Source organism: Pirellulales bacterium (assembly GCA_035533075.1).
Classification (GTDB): Bacteria; Planctomycetota; Planctomycetia; order Pirellulales; family JAICIG01; genus DASSFG01.
On sequence record DATLUO010000261.1, the window covers coordinates 1 to 20,991 of the forward strand.

Annotated in this window: 14 protein-coding genes; 10 read left to right on the plus strand and 4 right to left on the minus strand. The window is 64.1% G+C overall.

Annotated features, from left to right (window positions below):
- From VNH11_32620 to VNH11_32635, 4 genes are all read left to right on the plus strand, one after another.
- Positions 1–578 (plus strand): DUF1559 domain-containing protein (locus tag VNH11_32620; GenBank protein HVA51131.1); only part of this gene is annotated, 578 nt, incomplete at its 5' end.
- A gap of 88 nt (positions 579–666) precedes the next feature.
- Positions 667–1,203, plus strand: a complete 537-nt coding sequence (locus tag VNH11_32625; GenBank protein ID HVA51132.1) for a DUF4339 domain-containing protein — start codon at positions 667–669, stop codon at positions 1,201–1,203.
- Between the two features lie 190 nt (positions 1,204–1,393).
- On the plus strand, positions 1,394–3,235 hold the full coding sequence (locus tag VNH11_32630) for a glycosyltransferase family 39 protein (protein ID HVA51133.1): 1,842 nt from the start codon (positions 1,394–1,396) through the stop codon (positions 3,233–3,235).
- A 17-nt stretch (positions 3,236–3,252) separates the two neighbouring features.
- Positions 3,253–4,785, plus strand: coding sequence for an EF-hand domain-containing protein (locus VNH11_32635; protein ID HVA51134.1), 1,533 nt, complete (start codon positions 3,253–3,255; stop codon positions 4,783–4,785).
- Positions 4,786–5,419: 634 nt separating this feature from the next.
- Here VNH11_32635 and VNH11_32640 read toward each other — a convergent pair.
- A complete protein-coding gene (locus VNH11_32640) occupies positions 5,420–6,757 on the minus strand; it encodes a hypothetical protein (protein HVA51135.1) in 1,338 nt (445 codons plus the stop codon).
- A gap of 899 nt (positions 6,758–7,656) precedes the next feature.
- Between VNH11_32640 and VNH11_32645 the strand changes: the two genes are divergently transcribed.
- The 3 genes from VNH11_32645 (at position 7,657) to VNH11_32655 (ending at position 13,572) form a co-directional block, all read left to right on the plus strand.
- Positions 7,657–9,855: a glycoside hydrolase family 57 protein gene (locus VNH11_32645; GenBank protein HVA51136.1), complete on the plus strand. Its 2,199-nt coding sequence runs from the start codon at positions 7,657–7,659 to the stop codon at positions 9,853–9,855.
- A gap of 87 nt (positions 9,856–9,942) precedes the next feature.
- Entirely contained in the window at positions 9,943–10,140 is a 198-nt protein-coding gene (locus VNH11_32650) for a hypothetical protein (GenBank protein ID HVA51137.1), read from the plus strand.
- A gap of 51 nt (positions 10,141–10,191) precedes the next feature.
- Positions 10,192–13,572, plus strand: coding sequence for a UvrD-helicase domain-containing protein (locus tag VNH11_32655; protein ID HVA51138.1), 3,381 nt, complete (start codon positions 10,192–10,194; stop codon positions 13,570–13,572).
- A 56-nt stretch (positions 13,573–13,628) separates the two neighbouring features.
- Here VNH11_32655 and VNH11_32660 read toward each other — a convergent pair whose 3' ends face one another.
- Complete coding sequence (locus VNH11_32660) at positions 13,629–14,975, minus strand: GGDEF domain-containing protein (protein ID HVA51139.1); 1,347 nt, start codon at positions 14,973–14,975, stop codon at positions 13,629–13,631.
- A gap of 237 nt (positions 14,976–15,212) precedes the next feature.
- On the opposite strand from VNH11_32660, the gene VNH11_32665 reads away from it, so the two are divergent.
- The gene (locus VNH11_32665) at positions 15,213–15,530 is read left to right on the plus strand and encodes a Rieske 2Fe-2S domain-containing protein (GenBank protein ID HVA51140.1); all 318 of its coding nucleotides are present in this window, start codon (positions 15,213–15,215) and stop codon (positions 15,528–15,530) included.
- Positions 15,527–16,489, plus strand: a complete 963-nt coding sequence (locus VNH11_32670) for a GNAT family N-acetyltransferase (protein HVA51141.1) — start codon at positions 15,527–15,529, stop codon at positions 16,487–16,489. The genes VNH11_32665 and VNH11_32670 overlap by 4 nt, the downstream gene beginning before the upstream one ends.
- Here VNH11_32670 and VNH11_32675 read toward each other — a convergent pair.
- Entirely contained in the window at positions 16,462–17,265 is an 804-nt protein-coding gene (locus VNH11_32675; GenBank protein HVA51142.1) for a hypothetical protein, read from the minus strand. The genes VNH11_32670 and VNH11_32675 overlap by 28 nt on opposite strands.
- Positions 17,262–18,293 (minus strand): glycosyltransferase, encoded by a 1,032-nt coding sequence (locus VNH11_32680; GenBank protein ID HVA51143.1) that lies wholly within the window; start codon positions 18,291–18,293, stop codon positions 17,262–17,264. The genes VNH11_32675 and VNH11_32680 overlap by 4 nt, the downstream gene beginning before the upstream one ends.
- Positions 18,294–18,510: 217 nt before the next feature.
- Here VNH11_32680 and VNH11_32685 point away from each other — a divergent pair, with 217 nt between their 5' ends.
- Entirely contained in the window at positions 18,511–20,892 is a 2,382-nt protein-coding gene (locus tag VNH11_32685; GenBank protein HVA51144.1) for a DUF1592 domain-containing protein, read from the plus strand.
- The last annotated feature ends 99 nt before the right edge of the window (positions 20,893–20,991 follow it).

Here is a 20,991-nt window from a genome sequence, read left to right on the forward strand (position 1 = left end):
TGGACGCTAAAATCGACCTCAACGGCAACGGTGTCACCTGCCCACCGTTGAACTCGACGGCCGATGGCAGTCCGGACGACCGCTCGCTGCTGACCATGCTGGGGCTGTTTTTCGTCGAGAGCGGCGGCCCGACGGGCACCACGCGGCATCATACGCCCGACAGCGTCTACGACGGTCTGTCGATGACCTTAATGCTGGCCGAAAACGTGCGGACGGGCGTCGACCCGATCACGCCCAATACGAACTGGGCGAACCCCGATCCGCATCGCACGATGTTTTATTTCAGCCCGGCCGTCTGCAAGTCGCTCAAGTGCTCCAAGGGACACGTGAATTATGCCTTGGCCAACAACGGCAGCCAGGGCATCAACGCCAGCTTGACCGAGCCGGAAGGCTCGCCTTGGCCATCGTCGTTTCACGCGGGCGACGGAGTAAACATGGTGTTCGCCGACGGGCATTTGCGATTCATCTCGCGGGTGATCGACGGCGCCGTGTATGCGGCGCTCTTCAGCCCGCAAGGGCAGAAGCTGATGAGTACGGCGCTTTGGCAGCGGCTGGTGGATGACGCGGCGGTGCCCTGATTTTGGATTTTCGATTTTGGATTGCCTGAACCCTGAACCCTGAACCCTGAACGCTGAACCCCGAACCCTCTTATCCCTCATCTCTCGCGTGAGCACCTGGCTTTACAAGATTGACGATCGGCAACTCGGCCCGGTTTCGTTTAAGGATCTGGCGGACTTGGTGCGCGCAGAGAAAGTGACGGACGGGACGCTGGTTTGCCGCGAAGGCACGACGAACTGGGAGCCAGCCTGGCATGTGCCCCTCCTGTTCCACGCGGCGGGGATCGTCGAGCCGGGCGATTCGCCGGCGACGTCAGTTGTCGGTAGTCCGTTGTCAGTTGCAAGTGACGAGGGTCCCCCGGCAATCGAAAGAATCCAAAATCCAAAATCGAAAATCCAAGATTTGATCCGCGGGGCCATTGCGGCGGCAGTCGGATTGCTGGCGGTGGGGTTCTTCGATCACTGGGCAAACCAGGCGGCGATGGCTTTTCCGATGCCGCCGACCGTCGTTGATGGGGAACTGATCGACTGCTATTTCCCGGTCGTCGGCCGCTGCACGATGTTTGAGTGCGCGCTGCTGTATCTCGATGTGTTCGCGGTGGCGGCAGTGGCGACGTGGAATGCGGTGGGCCGGAGAAGTGGTTAGTGGGTAGTGGTTAGTGGTTAGTGGTTAGTGGGTAGTGGGTAGTGGTTAGTGGGTAGTGGTTAGTGGCTAGACGGCGAAATCGCTAATCGCTAATCGCGAAGGCTCGATGAATGTCCTGAACCCTGAACCCCGAACCCCGAACCCCGAACCCTGAACCCTGAACCCTGAACCCTGAACCCTGAACCCTTTTGTGTGCCTTGTGGTTTCCCGCTTCCGTAGCTCTTGGGTATCGCTGGCCGGCATCTTGGCACTGGCGGCGATCGTGCGCTGCGAGCACCTGGGCGAGCTGAGCTACAACTTTGACGAAGCGTTCTGCTGGAAGATGATCAGCTTTCCGCCCGCCGAGATTTGGGGCCGCACCGCGCTGGATAATCACCCACCGCTGTACTTCTACATGCTGTGGGGCTGGTCCCGCGTGGTCGGTGATTCGCCTCAGGCGCTCCGCTCGCTGAGCGTCGTTTTCGGTCTGGCGGCGGTCGCGGGAGCGTATTTGTTGGTGCGGAGGATTGCATCGCACGCCACGCCACAGCGGGACGGAACGCCACAGGGGGACGGAACGCCACAGGGGGACGGAACGCCACGGAGTGCGTTCCCTACAGAGCGGGTGCTACGGGCGCCGAGTGAGTTGCCGGCGCTGGCGGCGGCGGCGCTGGTGGCCCTCAGCCCAATGCAGGTCGATTGGAGCCAGCAAGTGCGGATGTATGTGCTGGGCGCGGCGCTGTCGACTATTTCTTGTTGGCTGCTGTTGAGGGCCTTGCAGGCAAGCCGGCCGCGCTGGCGAGATTTTTTATGGTACGCGCTGGCCGCCGCCGCGTTGGCTTACACGCACTATTTCGGACTGTTTGTGCTGGCGGGGCAGTTTCTGTACGCGGCGGGATGGCTGATGCTGCGTGCGGACGCGCTTGGCGGCGCGGACAGCCCTCACCCCGGCCCTCTCCCGGAGGCAGAGGGAGCCATGTCGCACGTCTCCCCGTCGCCCGCTGTTCCTCCCTCTCCGTCCGCGGTTCGAGGCCAGCCGCGCCCCGAAAAGCGATACGCGCTGATCGCCTTTGGGCTGGTCGCGCTCTTCTGCCTTCCCTGGGCCCCCAACTTTTCGCGGCACCGCCAGCAGGTGTCGGAGCTTTTTCATACCAAGCCCTTCACTTGGGAGGAAGTGGCCAAGGCGTGTTATCAGACGCTGGCCGTGCGCTGGGAAGACGATCCGCCGAGCGCCGCGGTCGCGTGGGGCGCGGCAGCCGCTTGCATGCTGCCCGCGGCGGCGATGCTCCTGTGGGGCCGCGGAGGGTTACGATTGATCGGGCTGTGCCTGCTGCTGACGTTCGACGGCGCGATTTGCGCCTCGATCGCCGACCGGAATATCATTCAGTCGCGGTACTTGGTGTTCGCCAACGCGCTGCTCCTGTGCGGGCTGCCGGCACTGGCGAGCCAAATGTCCGGCAACCAGACTAACCCGAAGCGCGAGCGAGGAACCGCGACGCGCGCGCCTCGCTGGCGCTTCGGGTTGGTGTTGGGGAGGCTCGCGACGGGGGCGCTGGTGGGCGGCATGGCCTGGCTCTGTTTGGCACATGCCGAACGGCGCGAAGGTTTCGCGCGGCGGCCGGGCATGATGGCCGCCATGGAGTACCTGGCTGAAGCGCGGCGGCCCGATGAGCCGGTGCTCGTCTGCAACCCGCTCTTGCAGGTCACCGCGGCGGCGTGCAATCCAAAATCCAAAATCGAAAATCCAAAATCCAACGGACGGGCTGGGAAGCCCATCCTCCCGGTACACGTGCTGTCGAAGGGCGCGGCGTTTCCGTATTTCCAGGGCACGGCGGTGATGCGCGACGAGGAGTATCTTTCGCCCGAAGCGTTGGCTGCGCTCGGCGCGCGGCGAGTGTGGGCGATCGATGCGGTCGATTGGATCGCCCCCGGAATGGAAGGTGGCCTTGCCCCTACCGTGGGTCGACGTGGCCGATGTGGTTTTCCCCGAGTGGGCAACGGCCGACAACTGCCAGATCGTCGTGCGATGTTACGAGAAGAGGATGAGGGATGAAAGGTGAGGGATGAAAGATGCCTGACGTTCGACGAACACTGAGGCGCGGGCGGCTGTGCTTGGCGACTTTATTCATCACGGCCGCGTATGCCTGGCCGCGCGTTGCGGCGGCGGACCAACCGGATCCCTTCGATCTCACCGTGCTGATGAGGCGGGTGGCGGCCGAATTTGCGAAAGCCGATCGCGACGGGGACGGCCAGGTGACCCGCGGCGAGTTTGGCGCATCGTACCAAGGGGCGGACCGCGACGAACGAATCCGCCGGTTCACCGAGTTCGACGGCAACCTCGACGACGAGCTGGGGCGCACGGAGTTTTTTCGTCTCTTATCGCCCGCGGAAGAACGCGGCGATATGCCAGACCCGATTCTTGAGCTCGAACAAGCAGCGCTGGCCAAATTGCAAGCGGCATTCGCCGAGGCCGGCGACGACCATCCGCTCGGCCGGGGGGAGTGGCCCGAAAAGCGAATCTCGCGAGAGACACCGCCCGTGGCCGAGGTCGCCTTCGACCAGTGGGACCGCGATCGCGACGGCCATGTCGCCGCCGACGAAGGCCGCTGGCTGCTGGGAGTCGCCTACGGCTTGACGCAGCTCGACGGCCGGCCGATCCGCACGGCCAAGGGGCGCGTGCTAAGCTGGTATTACTTCCGTGGTTTGGACAAAAACCAGGACGGTGTCCTTTCGCGCGACGAGTTTGTCTCGGGGCACAGCCTGGGAAAGGAAAAAAACGCCGCCATCTTCGAGCGACTCGACGTGGACCGAAATGGTAGGCTCACGGCCGAAGAAACGCTCACCATTTTCTGGCACGACACGCTCTCGCACTTCTTCGCGTTCGACCGCGATCGCGACGGCTATTTGACCGTCGACGAGTTCACGGCGACCGGCTGGGGAAACATGGCGAGAAGGAGCGTGCCGGCGTTTGACGACGACGGCGATCGCAAGCTTTCGTACCGCGAATTCCGCGCGACGCCGTTCGCCAACCAGTCCTCGACGTGGGCGCAGGTGCGGCGAGACGCCGACGGCGACGGCCGCTTGTCGTTCAAGGAGTTTTATCTTGAACGGCCGCCGCTGCTGGTTGCGCAGAGCCGCTATTTCTTCGATCGTTTCGACCTCGATCGAGACGGATTCCTGTCGTTGGCCGAGCTCGATTTCGACGTCGATCTCGACAAGATCCCCGCGGAAATTGCCTTTGCGGCAAAAGATACCAATGGCGACGGCAAACTCGCCTTAACGGAGTTCTTCAGTGAGGCGAAGCCGCCCGACACCGATGCCCCTGCGCGAAACCGCTATGAGATGCGGTTGGCGGCGGAGGAGAATCGATTTTTGCGATACGACAAAGACAGCGACGGCCATCTCGACCTGGCCGAGTTCAGCGAATCGCGGAAGGCGGCCGCCGAGGCCGCGCGCCGGCAAGCAAAGGTCCTTTCGGACCGCAAGACGATGCTGGAAGGCAATTACTACGTCCGCAAGGGCGTGCTGGTGTTGAACGAGATCGCGTTTCTGGCGATCGTGTGGCTGGTGGTGCGGAGCACGGGCAGAGGGAAAAGGGGTTAGTGGTTAGTGGTTAGTGGTTAGTGGTTAGTGGTTAGTGGTTAGTGGTTAGTGGTTAGTGGTTAGTGGTTAGTGGTTAGTGGTTAGTGGTTGGCCTCGGGGCCGTTCGTCCGCGAGGCCCTGCGCCTGGTCCAACCGCAGCCAACATTGCGGGGTGGCGGCGGCCGGCGCCGCGATGGCGCACGTCGTGGCGGCCGCGCACGCGCTGGTCCAGGCGCGCGATCTGTGCGAACAAGGGGGCTGGCTGCGCTGGTTGCGGAAGGATTTCGAGGGGTCGGTCCACACGGCGCAGCGCTATATATGCGCTCTCGCGCGGCACTTGCCCGCCAGCGGCATCGATGCGACGCGCGTGTCGCATCGGTCGCAGACGGCGCTCTTGCGCGGCGTGGTGTTTACGGAGCCGTCCGCCGCGGCGTGGTGTTTGCCATCGGAACAAAAACTGAATGCGATCTTACCGACAAGCTCGTCGCTTCTTGACGATTTTGCACATGCCAGGGTGGGACCAGCGAGCTTGCGAGCGCCGGCCCACCAGCGCCCCAATTTTTGGATTTTGGATTCTGCCAATCGAAAATCCAAAATCCAAAATCCAAAATCAGCGTGGGCCGGCGCTCGCAAGTTCGCTGGTCCCACCCTGCAATCAGTAGCCGCTCGAATGCGCCAGCGACCGCTGGCGGGGCCGTAAAAAGCCCTTGAGAAACTCGGTTTGCGCGGCGAAGTTGAGGTGCAGACGGCTGCCGATGACTTGATATTGGCCAACCAGGTCGAGCTCGCGCCCTGGTTCGCTCAGGTAGCTGACCAGCGGACCCACCGGCTCCAGCTTCCAGCGCCCGTTCAGATAGCCACGCAATCGAGCCCCGGCAGGCGCCAGCCAGCTATCGATGGCCAGCGTGGTCTCCACCGGCCGGGCAGGACGCGCTTGACGGTCCGCCCGCGCCAGGGCGGGCAATGCGCCGACCATCGGCACCATCGTGCCTTCGGGCGTTTCCAGTCGCTGGCAGAGATAAGCCAGACCGCCGCCTTCGGCATAAACGCGCCGGCCCGCGCGGACGTGATTCCGCAGGGCCAGTAACATGCAATGGTTGCCGCTTAGCGCCTCCGCATAAAGATCCGGATGACCGCACCCCAGATAGACCACATCGGCTTCGGGCAAAACCTCGTCGCGCAGGGGCGAAAAATCGACGACGCTGGCGCCCCCCAATTCGAGCAGGTCGAGCGTGTCGGGAAAATAGCAATTGAAGGCCGGGTCGTAAGCCACCGCCACCGTGACGGCGTGCTTCGGCGAACGCCGTCGATGCCCGAAGATGCCGCCCGCGGTTGGCGGCATGTCTCTTCGCGCCGCCAAGGCATCAATGACGTCGAACTGGGCGAAGTGCGAAAAGCCGGCTCCCAGTTCTCGGCAAAACTCGATGGGCATCGTGCCGTTCGACATTCGCTCGATCGCGGACCGGCTCTTCGGCAACTCGGCCAGCGCGCCCAGCACCGGCACGTCCCAGAGCGATTCCAGCATCGTTTGCAGTCGAAAGGCGGCGGCCGGCGAGGCGACGCGATCGAGCAGTAACCCGTCGATCTGCGGCGGCCGCTCCGGCAATCGGCAGTCGTCGAGTTTCGCGGCATCGAGCACGACCAGCCTGGGCAGGTCGAGCCAATCGCAAATCGTGTCCAGCGAGCTGCCCTCGACCGGCGGCCCATCAGCCGGACCGAAATGCCCTTCGACGACCGCCAAATCGCGGCCGCTGCAGCCGTGAACGAGAATCTCGCGGCAGGTGGCGCGGTTCATCAACCAGGTGTCGAGATGTCGCGAACCGACGCCCGTGATCGCCAGGGCGCCGTTGTGAGAACAAAAACAACTCTGCGAGTGAAAATGCTGTACCTGCCGGCCACGTTGGGCGAAAGCCTCCATCAAGGCCCAGCACATCGGCTGGATGGGAGTTTGCTCTTGAATCGTGCCCACCGCGAGACGTGGCAGTCGTAACATGGGCCTAAAACCTCTCGTTCGGGTGCGGTGCGGACGACAATTGCATTCTTAGATGCCGCGAATCGCCAGTCAAGCGAGGCGGACGGCCAATCTTTCGATAAACGGGCGGATTCATCGGGGGGGCCGGCGTTGAAATCCTTACCATTGGTTCGGCGCGCCATCGCCTGCGTTTACCGCGAAGCCGGGCGATCGACGGGTGTCGAAGTGACGTCGATGATCCGGTCCTCGTGCGGGCTTTCAGCACCGTCGGCCGACCCAAGCGGATCGGCGGTCAAGTCCGATGGCTGTTCAAGAGGGGGGAATTTCGAGCGGCCAACAGCGCCGTTCCGCTCACGGAGTGAGCGGGCTGCCGCATGATTGTCTCTCTTTTTGGCTCAATCAGCGCTCCACCGGCACAAGGCCGGACGGTGGCGGGGCGAGGCGGCGCCGTTTGGGCGCGCGAGGATTCGCCTCCGCGCGGCGCGGTTCGGCGGCGTCGACACGGCGGCGAGCGCGAAACGGGCGCGCCGGGCCCGCCGCGTCTTACGCGCCACGACCCGCTTCTTGCCTCGGTCGAGCGATGATTGACCGCCGGAAGCCGGCCGCCAACAGCTTTCTTTCCCGTCGAATGCCATTCTGCTACGCTTGGTTGACGACCGACGCGTTTCCGCTGGTGCATGGGTGAACGACGGCGCCGCGGTGCACAAAACAGTGCGTAACAATGAAGTTAAAACGGGCCATCCTCGCCGAGCTCGATCGACCTGCTCGATTGGTGGCGGCGTGAGGGACGAAAAACGCCGCTCTTCTTCGCGCAGCTCGCCCCCGCACCGCTGGTCGTCGGGCGGCCAAACGCTTACCTTACGGAGAGCGGCGATGGGCCGCTGGCTAGGGACAACTGACCACGGACCACGGACGAAACCATGCACGACGTGTCTCTCGCGTTCTTCTGGCACCAACATCAGCCCTATTATCCCGACGACGTGTCGGGCGAAAACCCCATGCCTTGGGTCCGCCTGCACGGCACCAAAGATTATTGGGGCATGGCCATGCTGCTCAAGGAGGTGCCCGAATTCCGCGCCACCATCAACCTCGTGCCAAGCTTGCTCGACCAGTTGCTGGCCTTCACCGACCGCGGCCACGAAGACACGCACCTCCGCGTTTCGCGGGCACCGGCCGATAGCCTCTCGGAGCAGGACCTTTACTACCTGCTCGACAACTTCTTCATGGTCCATCCCGACCACATGATCCGGCCCTACCCGCGCTACCTGGAGCTGTATCAGAAGCGCGGATTGTCCATCGATTCGGCGGCCCGCGCGGCAAAACGGTTCGCCAAGCGCGACCTGATCGACCTGCAATGTTGGTCGAACCTGACGTGGATTCACCCGCTGGCGTTCGAGGTCGATCGCGACCTGGCCGAATTCCGCGAGAAGGGACGCAACTGGACCGAACAGGAAAAACTGTGGCTGCTCGACAAGCAATTGGAGCTGCTGCGGCAGGTGGTGCCGCTGCACCGCGAGCTGGCCAAAACGGGGCAAGTCGAGCTGACGACCACGCCCTACTATCATCCCATCATGCCGCTGTTGTGCGACAAACGCCTGGCGCGGCAGGCCATGCCGCACGTCCATTTGCCCGAACGGTTGGAGGGGTACGCCGAAGACGCGGCCGAGCACGTCCGCCGGGCGGTCGCCTATCACGAGAAGCTCTTCGGCCAGAGGCCGCGCGGCATGTGGCCCTCCGAGGGTTCGGTCTGCCAGGCGATCATTCCGATGCTGGCCGCGGCCGGCATCCAATGGATCGCCACCGACGAAGAGATCCTTTCCGGTTCCACCGACGGCTGGGTCTCGCGCGACGGCCAGGGCTTTTTGCGGCAGCCGGAGATGCTTTATCGCCCGTGGCGGGTCGAAGAGAAAGGCCAGTCGCTGGAAATCGTGTTTCGCGACCACGCCATGAGCGACCAGATCGGCTTCCATTATCAGCGTTATCAGGCCCAGCACGCCGTCGACGATTTCATCGGCAAGCTGGAGGCCATCGGCAACGCCACGGGGGCGAACGCCGGGCAGCGGCCCACGCTGGTCAGCATCATCCTCGACGGCGAGAACTGCTGGGAATACTATCCCAACGCGGGAGTCGATTTCTTGCGCCAGCTTTATCGCCGCGTGGCCGCCCATCCCAAGATCAAGCCGGTGCGCGTGGGCGACTATCTGCGCCAACACCCGGCGACCGACAAGGTGAATCATCTCTTTGCCGGAAGCTGGATCAGCCACAACTTCGGCATCTGGATCGGCCACCCGGAGTGCAACCGCGCCTGGGATCTGCTTGGCGAGACGCGCGTGTACTTGCAACGTGCGGCCAAGTCGGGCCACAAGACCGCGCACCAGATCGAGCAGGCCTGGACCGAGCTGTACATCGCCGAAGGGAGCGACTGGTTCTGGTGGTTCGGCGATTCGCACTCCAGCGCCCAGGACGCGCTGTTCGACCGGCTGTTCCGCAAACATCTACAAAATGTTTATACGCTGCTGGGCGAAGCGCCGCCCGCCGAGCTGTCGCGGCCGATCAGCATGGGCCAGCGCGCCGCGCACCTGCACACGCAGCCGACCAGCCTGCTGAACGTCAAAGTCGACGGCCGGCGGACCTACTTCGAGTGGATCAACGCCGGGCGCTGGCGGCCGAGCGGCTCGCGGGGCACGATGTCGATGGTGCGAGAGAGCCGGCTGACGGCGCTCTATTTCGGCTTCGACGGCGAGCGGCTTTACCTGCGCTTCGATCCGCGCGGCGGCACGGCCCGTGAGCGATTGGCCGACGTCGACACGATTCGCATCGGCTTTCTGCAACCGGCCGGGTTCGAGCTTTTGATTTCGCAGCCGCACTGGCAAGAGCCGATTTTGCAGCTTTATCACAACGACGTGGCCGTGAGCGAGTCGGGCGTGGAGGCCGCCGCCGACATCATCTTGGAGGTCGGCATTCCGTTCCGCAGCCTGGCGCTCTCGACGGATGACACGGTGCAGTTTTACGTGGAGTTTTTGAAGCAAGAGCAATCGCTCGACCGCGTGCCCCAGGAAGGCGCCATCGAGACGCTCGTTCCCTCGCCCGAGTTCGAGAACATGATGTGGCAGGCCTGACCGCGGGAGAAATGTTTGCCGGCCGCGTGCGGCGTTGCTAGACTAATTGTGTGCCTTTCCGCACGTGTCAGCCGCATCACTTTCACCATGAAGCTCGAAGAACAATATCCCGACGCTTTTTGCCATTTCACCACGGCCGACGGTTTCATGAAGGGTTCCGGGCAGCCGGCCGAATGCGTGTGCTGCGACGAGCCAACCACCTGGTATCACAAGTCTCTGGGGCTTCACTTTTGCTCGAAGGAATGCCACGATCGCTACGCGGCGGTCCAGCCCCGCCGCGGCTAGCGCCGCGCCCCGGCGGCAACGTCCCAAGCCAGGCGGCAGGTATAACTCGCAATGCTCAACAGCAAACCGTTTCCGCATACGCTGATCCGCGCCTCGGCCGGCACGGGTAAGACGTTTCAGCTTTCCAACCGCTATTTGGCGCTGGCCGCCGCCGGAACCCCGACCGATGAAATACTGGCAACCACGTTCACGCGCAAAGCGGCGGGCGAAATCCTGGAGCGAGTGCTGACGCGGTTGGCCAATGCGGCCGAAAACGACCGCGCGGCGCGCGAGTTGGGCGCGTTTCTTGGCGACGGCGGCCTCGATGCCGCCAAGGCCCGACAGACGCTGGAAAAGCTCGTACACCAGCTTCACCGGCTGCGCATTTCGACGCTCGATGCTTTTTTCGCACAGCTTGCCCGCAGCTTCGACCTGGAACTGGGCCTGCCGCCGGGCTGGCGGATCATCGACGAGTCGGCCGATCGGCGGCTGCGCAGCGAAGCGGTCCGCGAGGTGTTGGCCGGCGGCGATTCTGGCGAAACTCGCGCGCTGCTGCACCTGCTGAGCAAGGGCGAAGTCGCCCGAAGCGTCAACGACCAACTTCACTCGCTGGTGAGCGACCTTTATGGCCTTTATCAGGAGACGACCGAGGAGGCTTGGGAAGCGATCCCGCGTCCGCCGCGATTGACCGACGACAAATTGGCCGCCGCCATCGAGGCGCTCGCGCAATGTGAGCTGCCGAAGCACAAGAGCATTGTCGAATCGCGCGACAAGGATTTGGCGGCGGCCCGCGCCCGCGATTGGCTCACGTTTGTCGGCGGCGGCCTGGCCCAGTGCGTGCTCGGCGGCAAAACGAGCTACTACAATAAGCCCATCGACGACGGTCTGGCGGAAGTCTATCGAGCGCTGGTGCGGCACGCCAAAGGAGTGCTCGTCGGGCAACTTGCCGATCAGACACGCGCCGCCCGGCAGTTTCTCGAAAAGTTCGACGCGCACTATCGCCGCCTCAAGCTGTCGCGACGGGCACTGCGGTTCGAAGACATCACGCTGGCCTTGGGCAAGTCGAAGCTGGTCGAGCGGGCCGAGCAGCTTGCCTTTCGGCTCGACACGCGGCTCAGCCACCTGCTGTTCGACGAATTCCAGGACACCTCGCTGGAACAGTGGAATGTGCTCAGGCCGCTGGTGGAGGAGGTGGTGAACGGCACTTCGGAGAGCGAGGTAGGGTGGGACCAGCGAGCTTGCGAGCGCCGGCCCACCGTAAACGACGTCGATAACGGTGGGCCGGCGCTCGCAAGCTCGCTGGTCCCACTCTACGAGAAGAGCGCGTCGTTCTTTTGCGTGGGCGACGTCAAGCAGGCGATCTACGGCTGGCGGGGCGGCGTGCCGGAATTGTTCGACGTCGTGAGCGAATCGTGCGCGGGACTTGAAGAACCGAGCCTGACGCGCAGCCGGCGTTCGTCGCAGCCGGTCATCGACATGGTCAATCGCGTCTTCGAGCGGCTCAATGCGAATCCCGCCCTGGCCGATTTGGCGGATGCGTCGACCATCTGGCAAAAAGGCTACGAGACGCACACGACGGCCAAGACCGAGCTTGCGGGCCACGTGCGCATGGTCACCTCGCCGGCGGCCGAAGTCGCGGCCGAACAGCGGGAAACAACCCTCCGCTTCGCCGCCGATGAAATTGCCCGGCTGGTGCGCGAGGCGCCGGGCAGGTCGGTCGGCGTGCTGGTGCGCACGAACGACGCCATCGTCACGCTGATTCAAGAGCTGGCAAGCCGCAAGGTGACCGCCAGCGAAGAAGGCGGCAATCCGCTCACCGATTCGCCCGCCGTGGCGGTGGTGCTGTCGCTGTTGGCGATTGCCGACCATCCGGGCGACACGGCGGCCAGGTTTCACGTGGCCCACTCGCCGCTGGGGCCGGTTTTGGGTCTGGCCGACTATGCCGACGATCGCCAGGCCGAGCGGCTATCGTTGGCCGTGCGGCAGCAACTTTTGGTGCGCGGCTATGGCCCGACGCTCTATCGCTGGGCGCGCGACCTGTCGGAGCATTGCGGCCCGCGCGACGCCAGCCGGCTGTTGCAGCTTGTCGAGCTGGGCTACCGCTTCGATCCCGATGCCGGCCTGCGGGCGCGCGACTTTGCGTCCTTGGTGGAACGCGAGCGGGTTGAGGCGCCGTCGCCGGCCGACGTGCGGGTGATGACCATTCACAAGGCGAAGGGCCTCGAATTCGACATCGTGGTGCTGCCGCAGCTCGACTACAAACTGCGCGGACAAACGCCGCCCGTGCTGGTCGGCCGCCCCGCGCCGGCGGAGGCCGCCAACCTGGTGTGCAAATATCCCAATGAGGCGCTGCGGTCGCTGCTGCCGACCGAGGTCGGCGCGGCCTTCGACGCCTATCAGCAACGAGTGGTGCGCGAGTCGTTGTGCTTGCTCTACGTGGCGCTGACCCGCGCCGTCCACGCGCTGCACATCATCGTGCCGCCCTCGAAAAAGCCCTACGCGACGTTGTCGGGTGTCTTGCACGGTGCCTTGGTCGGCCCCGGAGCACTCGAGCCGGAGAAGGTGGTCTACGAGCAAGGCGACCGGCAGTGGTATCGTCAGCGGGAGCCGGGCGTGGCGGGCGTGCGGAAGCAAGACGTCGCGGAGACTTGGCCACAGCAGGCGCGGTTCGAAGTCGATCTGGCGGCCGGTCAGCGGCGCCGGCGCGGCCTGGAGCGTGAGAGTCCGTCGGAACTGGCCCGCGCCGCCCACGTCGATTTGGCGACGCGGATGCTGCTGGAGTCGGCGCAGGCGGTCAACCGCGGCAGCGTGTTCCACGCCTGGTTCGAGCAGATCGAATGGCTCCACGGCGTCGAGCTCGACGATGCCGCGTTGCGACAAATCGGCCTGAAGATCGGCGCCGCCGCGGCCGACCTGGACCAGTGGCTGCCGCAGTTTCGCGCCAAGCTGCTGAACCCGCGATTGCGCGGCGTGCTGAGCCGTGCTTCGTACCGTTCGCCCGACGGCGCTCCTTGGTCGCAGCGGCCGGAGATTTGTGCCGATTTGGAAGGCATCGAGCCGACGATCGAAGTGTACCGCGAGCGGCCCTTCGCCGTGCGGCTGGGCGATCGGCTATTGAGCGGCACCTTTGACCGCTTGGTGCTCGTGCGGTGCGCGGCGCGGAACGTTGCGACTGCGCCACGGTCTGGGGCATCGTCCAAGACCGCCGTCCAGGAGCGGACCGTTGTGCGGCCGGCGCCGGCCGCTTCGGTGGTGGCGGCGGAGGTGCTCGACTTCAAGACCGACGCGATCGCGGTCGGCGACCCGCACGCCGTCGAGCAGATCGTGGCCCGCTATCGGCCGCAGTTGTCGGCCTATCGCCAGGCCGTGTCCGGCATCTACGGTTTGCCGCCGGAGCGCGTGATTACCAGGCTGATGTTGATCGAGGCCGATCAAGTGGCGGAAGTGGAGTGATCGCTAGACCAACGGCTTCATTCCCAGCGGATACAACAGCAAGGGCGGCTAGCTCGTCAGCCGACGGCTGCGCCCGCAAGTTCGGCGTTCTTCTCAACGGGCGTCTCGTCCGAACCGGGCAGAATTTCCTCGGGATCAAGCCTCGACACGAAGGTGCAGCCCACACGATAGACCTTCTCATCGCCGTCGGCCATGCCGACGACATTGGCCACGCTCGAAATCATGTAACGTGCCGCGGGCGGATGTCCCAGCCGAATCACGAGCGCCTGGTAGTCGGGCGCGGTGTTCGTGAGAAAGGAAATGCCCTTGACCGACAGATCGTAGCAACGCACCGAAAAGAAGTCGCCGGACGTCGGCATCGGGCCGCCCAGCTTGTAGGGAGCAATCTGCTGCAGGTTGCGGAAGGGGTGTCGCACCAGGGCCTTGTCGGCTTCAATCGGCAGGTGACCGGTGCAGTCGTGGAGGTAGGCGCGGTTCCGGCCCGACTCTTTGGCGGCATACAGGGCCTGATCGGCGCGTTCCACCAACGACGTGGCGCTCTCACCGGCCGACGCCGTAGCCAGGCCCAGGCTGGCCGTGAGCGGAATCATCTCTCCTTCGTACATAACGCCACTGGCGGCGATGGTGGCCCGCAGGCGTTCGGCCACGTTGATCGCGTCGTCCAGCTTGGTGCCCGGCAAGATCACGGCGAATTCTTCGCCGCCGTAGCGGGCGGGGATGTCCATCTGCCGCAACGCTCCGCGCAGCACCTCGCCCAGATGGCGCAGCGCCGCGTCGCCGCCCGCGTGGGTATAACGGTCGTTGAAGCTTTTGAAGTGGTCGATGTCGAGCATGATCATGCTGAGCGGCACCTGGTGCCGTCGCCACTGCTCGAACCGCCGCTCCAGGTCCTCGATAAATGCTCGGCGGTTGGCCAGTCCGGTGAGCACGTCGGTCCTGGCCTCCACCGCCAGTTCCTTGACCTTTTCGCGGTGTTCGACGATCTCCGCCCGCGCGGCGGTCAATTCCGCCTGCAACTGCTGGTTGGCCAGCATGATCCGCGAGGCGGCATCGAGCACCATGTCGGGTTCGCCCTCTTTCGCCGCGCGCAGGCTGGCGCTGATCTCTTCCAGGCGATAGGAGTGCGAGCCGATCTCGCCCTGAATTCGGTGACTGAGGTCCCCCAACCATTGCGGTTCGCTGGCAGCCTCGGCCACGGCGGCAGGCGCGCGGTCCGCCTCCGATGGAGCAGCCTCCGCCACCGCCGCAACCGTTTCGGACGGCGGGGACGGCGGCGGTTGCTTGGGTGCCATTGCTGGCGCATGGTCCGGTCGCGCTTCGGGATGGAGCCAAAGATAAATGGCGTAGAGCGAGCCGCTGGCAATTGCGGCGCCAAACAATACGCCCAGCACGAACCCAAGCATGATGCGGATCCTGAAAACCACCATGTGCCATAAGAGCACGGACGATATTGCAACATTAACTCACGGTTTGCTCGGCGAACCGCACGGAGCGACGCCTTTTCGTCAGCCGGCCTGCGTGTTTTCCTCATGCGCGCCTACGGCAGCAATTATACCGTCACAGAAATTCCGATTTTACGGCGTTCGCCGATCCGCCTATATTTAATGATGATGCCAGGGCTCGGAACCGGAACAGAATCGATGGCCAGATGGGTTCGGATTGCCGGCACCCGCGAATGCCCGCCAGGACAGGCGATGGAGTGCATCGTTGAAAGTGCCGTCGTGGCCCTGTTCAACGTCGACGGCAGGTATTACGCGTTGGACGGCGTCTGCCCGCACCAGGGAGGCCCGCTGGCCAAAGGCCGCCTGGCCGGCTGCACGGTGTCGTGCCCCTGGCACGGATGGCAGTTCGACGTGGCTACGGGCGAGCACACGGCAAACCGCCGGCTGCGGCAACGGTCGTTCGCGGTGCGAGTGGAGGGCGAAGAGGTTTTGATCGAGATGGAGGACGCACGTTGATTCGCTATCGGGCATTCCGCAATAGCGATCCGCCGGCCCTGGCGGAGATTTGGCGCAGCCAGCCGGCCGAACACGGACGAGTGCGGCCCATGTCGGCCGCGCTGTTCGAGCAATTCGTGCTGTCGAAGCCCTATTTCGACAACGCCGGGCTGATTGTGGCCGTCGACGATCAACTCCCCGTCGGCTTCGCGCACGCCGCGTTTGGGCCGAACGCTTGCGGTGACCGGCTCGCACGGCAAATGGGCAGCACGTGCCTGGTCATGGTCCGCACCGACTACCAAGGGCGCGGCATCGGCGGAGAGTTGCTCTCACGCAGCGAAAGCTATCTTCGCCAGCGCGGGGCTGAGGTGATGTACGGCGGCGGCATTGCGCCGCTGAACGGGTTTTACTTGGGGCTGTACGGCGGCAGCGAGTTGCCGGGCGTGCTCGACAGCGATGCCGGCGAGCAGCATCTGTTCGAATCGCACGGTTACCGTGAAATCGACCGCGTCTACGTACTGGAGCGGGCGCTGGCGGGCTTCCGTCCGCCGATCGACCGCCAGCAACTGCAAATCCGCCGGCGGTCGACGATCGAGGCGATGTTCGATCCTCCGCCGCACAGTTGGTGGGAGGCTTGTGCCTGGAGCGGTCTCGATCAGACGCTCTATGAGTTGACTTCGCGCGACGCGTGCCGGGTTGTGGCGCGGGCCACGGCCTGGTCGATCGAGCCGCTTTCGTCGAGTTGGGGCGTGCGTGCGACCGGCGTGACGGCACTCGAGGTCGAGGAGGCCTCTCGCCGCCAAGGCATCGCCACCTATCTCATGAGCGACATCATGCGTCAACTCGCGTCGCAAGGCACGTCGCTCGTTCAGGTGCAAACCATGCAGGCCAACGTGCCGGCCCAGAAGCTCTATGAGAAACTCGGCTTCCGGCTCGTCAATCAAGGCGCCGTTTATCGCAAAGACGGTTCGAGCGCGTGAAGATGAGCCACTAGCATCGGCCCAGGCTGCGGAAACCAGTTTTGCAGCCGCACCGAAAACGGTGGAACCATTTCGCTATTGCGCAGTTCGTCGAGATAGCCTTGCACGATCTGTCGCCGGGCCGGATCGTTCTCCATCAGCCAATGGACCCAGGCCCAGCTTTCGGCGTAATCGAGCTGCGTCATTTCGCTGGCCGACGCAAGGCGCTCGAGCCGCAGCAGGTCGGGCTTCCAGCTCAAGTTCGCCAGCCGCTCCAGCAGCAGCCGCACGTGCGGACGGTTCATGCCCGCGTGTCCGCGAGGCACTTCCGCGTATTCGGCCAGCCCTTCGTCGAGCCACAGCGGCAAGTTGGGCACGACGGAGTGCAAATAGCCGTGTGCCACCTCGTGACGCAAATCCTCGGCCACGCGGTCTCCCCACTGGGCATAAACCGCCAGCCGTGTGTCGCTTTCGACAAAGAACGCCCGGCGTTGCGGAAACTCAGGATAATACTGCCGCAGAAAGTCGCGATAACGCTCTTCCGAATCGAACAGATAAACATTGACCGGCTCGGCCGATTTGGGAAGCTGCAGCTTCGCCAGCAGATCGTTGCGCTCCAACACCAACTCTTCCAGCAGGCGGTGATGCGGCGGTAAGGCGAAATCGCTATACACGACCAACGGATCGAGCACGAGCGTGTGCTTGATCGGCAAGGGGTTCGCGTGCTGGCCCAGACCCACGCAGCCGAGCGGCAGGCAGGCAAGCAAAGTGATAGCGGCCCGACGGGCGGTTCTCATGCGGCAAGCCCCGGAATGTTTCTCGGCGCGCTCTTCGGCTGAACAAGCCCGTCGATGGCCTCGGCGAACGGCTGTTCCCAACGGGCAACGCTGTATTCGTCCTCCACTCGCCGCCGGGCAGCCGCTCCCATGCGGCGTCGCAGCCCGGAGTCGTTCGACAACCGTTCGACGGCCGCTCGCCACTCCTGCGGCGTGTCGGCCAGAAAGCCGGTGACGCCATCGACGATGATTTCGCAGTGTACGCCCACGCGGTTCGCCACCACCGGCAACCCCGCCGCCATATATTGCAGCACTTTCAGCCCGCACTTGCCTCGGCTCCAACGGTCGTCGGGCAGCCAGCTTATGCCGATGTCGGCCCCGGCAAGCTGGGCCGATTCGGTAGTCTCGCTCCACGCCATCGGCCTCACCCGCACGCCGGTCAGGTCTGGAAACATATCGGAGATGACGTGCAGGTCGAAGCGAACAGCCGCGGCGGCCGCGCGCAACGGTTCGTGCATCTGATAAAGGCTGGGCACCGTGCTACGTTGGCCGATCCAGACAAGTTTCAGATCTCCGTCGGCAGCGTGGTCGGCGAGCGGGTACTTTCGCGGCTCGACGCAGGTCGGAAGCAGCCGCACGCGTTCGGGTCCAATGAATGCGGCCGCCTGATCGTAGAGATAACGATTGCCGGCCAGCACCAGGTCGGCCGCGTACACGGTCGTCCAAAAATGGGCCATCCGCTGCCAGTTGTCGATACCCTTGGGGTGGTAGCTGTCGCGGTGAAAAATGGCGTCGTCGAAATCGAAAACGAGCGTCTTTGCCGAGCGGCGAAGCGTTCTTAACTGCCACCAAGGAAGCAACTTGCGTTGCAAGAGCACGGCGTCGGCCCGGCCGGCTCGTCGCAACTGCCGCCACCGCGCCCAGGCCCCTTTGGCGAGCGGCTGGCACTTGAGTTGGCACCCCGCCTGCCGCAAGGCGGGGGCAAACGGCGCGACCCGGTAGCGATAGCAAACGTGGTCGTCGCCTTCAGTTAGGGCCAGAAGCTGCAAACGTTCGTCCTCCCTGACGAGGGTCTGGGGCCGGTGCGCCGGCGAAAGTTTAACACCAAGCCCAACGCGGCCCAAGCCGGAAAGCGAGCATGTTGGTTTCGGCCCTACGCAATTGGACAAAACCGACGTGCCGCGTATAGAATGACGGCATTCCCGCCTGGTGGGTCCTTAATCGCCCAGCCACCGCATCCTGCCTCACAGTGTTGCCCTGCCCACGATGTTTCGAGTTGCACTACGTGCCGGTTTCTCTGCCCTGCGGCTTGGCGGGCTCGCTTGCTTCATCGCGTTTTTCACGATTCAGCCGGCGATCGCCGACCCCGCGGCCCCAGATCCGCCCAAGGGCGAGCAGATTTACCGCGAGCAGTGTGCCCGCTGCCATGGCCCGGCCGGCGAAGGCGTCAAGGAGGAATACGGCAAACCGCTCATCGGAGACCGCCCGCTCGTCGATCTGACGAAAGTTATCGTGGAGACGATGCCCGAAAACGAGCCGGAAAAGTGCGTCGGCGACGATGCCACCCAGGTGGCCGCCTATATTTACGACGCCTTCTACTCGAAAGCCGCCCAGGCCCGAAGCCACCCGCCGCGCATCGAGCTGGCCCGGCTCACGGTGCGGCAGTATCGCGAAACCGTGGCCGATCTGCTGGGCAGCTTAACCGAAGCCGGACGCTGGGACGGCGAGCGCGGGCTGCGTGCCGAATACTTCAACTCCAAGCACTTCCGCGGCGACAAGCGGGTACTCGAACGGCGCGACCCGAAGGTCGATTTTCACTTCGCCGAAGGCAGCCCGGCCGAGCAGGTCGAGGCCGCCGAGTTCGCCATCCGCTGGGAAGGCTCGCTGTTGGCCCTCGACACGGGCGACTACGAGTTCAACATCCAGACCGAAAACGGCGCCCGGCTGTGGGTCAACGACCCGTCGCGTCCGTTGATCGACGCCTGGGTCCGGTCCGGCAGCGACCGCCACCACCGCGAAACGATTCACCTCTTGGGCGGCCGGGCGTATCCACTGAAGCTGGAGTTCTTCAAGTCGAAAGACGACAAGACCACGACCACGGCGTCGATCGCCTTGATGTGGAAGCCGCCGCACCGCGTGGAAGAAGCCGTCCCCGATCGGCAGTTGTCGCCGAACCGTTTTCCGCCGTTGCTGGTGGTGCAAACGCCGTTTCCGCCCGACGACCGCAGCACGGGATACGAACGCGGCACGTCGATCTCCAAAGCCTGGGACCAGGCAGAGACCTACGCGGCGATTGAAACGGCCGACTACGTCGTCGCGCGTCTGGAACGGCTGAGCGGCGTCAAAGACGATGCCCCGGACCGCGTCGATCGCGTGCGCGAGTTCTGTCGCCAGTTTGCTCAGCGGGCGTTCCGCAGGCCGTTGACCGACGAACAGCGGGTCTTCTTCGTCGACCGGCACTTCGAGGGCGGCGACCTAAACACGGCCGTCAAAAAGGTGGTGCTGCTGGCGCTCAAGTCGCCGCGGTTCCTCTACCGCGAGATCAATGCGGGCAGTTTCGACGCCTTCGATGCGGCCAGCCGAATTTCGTTCGCCTTGTGGGACTCGATGCCCGACCAGCCGCTTTACGATGCGGCCGCCAACGGCCGGCTTGCCACGCCGGAACAAATAACCCAGCAGGCCCAACGCATGGTCGACGACCTGCGCACGCGGGCCAAGCTGCGGAAGTTTTTCCACCAGTGGCTCAGAATCGACCAACTCGACGATCTGCGGAAAGACGGCGCGCTGTTCCCCGACTTCAATGAAGCGGTCTTGGCCGATCTCCGCACCTCGCTCGATCTGTTTCTCGACGACGTAGTTTGGAGCGAAGCGTCCGACTTCCGTCAACTTCTGCTGGCCGACTACCTCTATCTCAATGGCCGGTTGGCCTCGCTGTATGGCGGCAACCTGCCGGCCGACGCGCCGTTTCAAAAGGTCGTGCTCGACGGCAACCAGTCCAACGGCAGGCGTGAGCGTGCCGGTAATGTCGTGTCAGGAGGACTGGCGTACGATGAACGAACGGTGGCTGCGCCGCCGGAGGACCGAGCGGGCATCGTCAGCCATCCGCTTTTGATGGCGCGGTTCGCCTACCATGCGACCAGCTCGCCGATCCATCGGGGGGTATTCATCGTTCGCAGCCTGCTGGGTCGGCAGCTTCGCCCGCCGCCCGAAGCAGTCGCCCCGCTAAGTCCCGATTTGCACCCCGAAATGACCACCCGCGAGCGTGTGACGCTGCAAACCAGTCCGGCGTCGTGCGTGGCCTGCCACGGCATTATCAATCCGCTCGGTTTTCCGCTGGAACGCTTCGACGCCGTGGGCCGATATCGAACTGAGGAGAAGGGCCGCCCGATCGACGACGCCGGCTTTTATCAGACGGTGACCGGGCAAAGCGTCGATTTGCACGGCGTCCGCGAGCTGGCGACGTTTTTGGCCGCCAGCGAAGAGACGCAGGCGGCATTTGTGGAGCAGTTATTTCATTATCTGGTAAAACAACCCGTGCGGGCGTTCGGCCCCGACTTGCCCGAACGGCTACGGCGATCGTTCGCCGAAAACGGTTTCAATATTCGTCGTTTGCTGGTAGAAATAGTGACGGCGTCAGCCGTTAAGTAGGGTGGGACCAGCGAGCTTGCGAGCGCCGGCCCACCGATTTGAGGCGTCAGGCGTCAGGTATCATGCGCCTGACGCCTGACGCCTGACGCCTGACGCCTT

Coding starts and splice junctions, on each gene's coding strand:
- VNH11_32635 (HVA51134.1), top strand. CDS start 3,253: ATGCCTGACGTTCGACGAACACTGAGGCGCGGGCGGCTGTGCTTGGCG.
- VNH11_32675 (HVA51142.1), bottom strand. CDS start 17,265: ATGAGAACCGCCCGTCGGGCCGCTATCACTTTGCTTGCCTGCCTGCCG.
- VNH11_32665 (HVA51140.1), top strand. CDS start 15,213: ATGGCCAGATGGGTTCGGATTGCCGGCACCCGCGAATGCCCGCCAGGA.
- VNH11_32685 (HVA51144.1), top strand. CDS start 18,511: ATGTTTCGAGTTGCACTACGTGCCGGTTTCTCTGCCCTGCGGCTTGGC.
- VNH11_32640 (HVA51135.1), bottom strand. CDS start 6,757: ATGTTACGACTGCCACGTCTCGCGGTGGGCACGATTCAAGAGCAAACT.
- VNH11_32660 (HVA51139.1), bottom strand. CDS start 14,975: ATGCTTGGGTTCGTGCTGGGCGTATTGTTTGGCGCCGCAATTGCCAGC.
- VNH11_32650 (HVA51137.1), top strand. CDS start 9,943: ATGAAGCTCGAAGAACAATATCCCGACGCTTTTTGCCATTTCACCACG.
- VNH11_32655 (HVA51138.1), top strand. CDS start 10,192: ATGCTCAACAGCAAACCGTTTCCGCATACGCTGATCCGCGCCTCGGCC.
- VNH11_32645 (HVA51136.1), top strand. CDS start 7,657: ATGCACGACGTGTCTCTCGCGTTCTTCTGGCACCAACATCAGCCCTAT.